Annotated in this window: 1 protein-coding gene; it reads left to right on the top strand. The window is 61.2% G+C overall.

Going from position 1 to position 660, the window contains the following annotated elements:
* Positions 1-548, top strand: a 548-nt coding sequence (locus tag AC1B00_RS09610; protein ID WP_225011095.1) for an IS6-like element IS6100 family transposase, incomplete at its 5' end; no start/stop codon positions are given.
* Positions 549-660 lie beyond the last annotated feature (112 nt).

Raw genomic sequence — 660 nt, forward strand, 5'->3', positions numbered from 1 at the left:
GCTGGCGCCTGGATGAAACCTACGTCAAGGTGCGGGGCAAGTGGACCTACCTGTACCGGGCAGTCGACAAGCGGGGCGACACGATCGATTTCTACCTGTCGCCGACCCGCAGCGCCAAGGCAGCGAAGCGGTTCCTGGGCAAGGCCCTGCGAGGCCTGAAGCACTGGGAAAAGCCTGCCACGCTCAATACCGACAAAGCGCCGAGCTATGGTGCAGCGATCACCGAATTGAAGCGCGAAGGAAAGCTGGACCGGGAGACGGCCCACCGGCAGGTGAAGTATCTCAATAACGTGATCGAGGCCGATCACGGAAAGCTCAAGATACTGATCAAGCCGGTGCGCGGTTTCAAATCGATCCCCACGGCCTATGCCACGATCAAGGGATTCGAAGTCATGCGAGCCCTGCGCAAAGGACAGGCTCGCCCCTGGTGCCTGCAGCCCGGCATCAGGGGCGAGGTGCGCCTTGTGGAGAGAGCTTTTGGCATTGGGCCCTCGGCGCTGACGGAGGCCATGGGCATGCTCAACCACCATTTCGCAGCAGCCGCCTGATCGGCGCAGAGCGACAGCCTACCTCTGACTGCCGCCAATCTTTGCAACAGAGCCAGGTTGCCGATACCGACAAGCATTTTCGCATTGTAGGCGAGGAAGCCTATTGCGCCGC

This window comes from Campylobacter sp. DY7 (assembly GCF_057802535.1).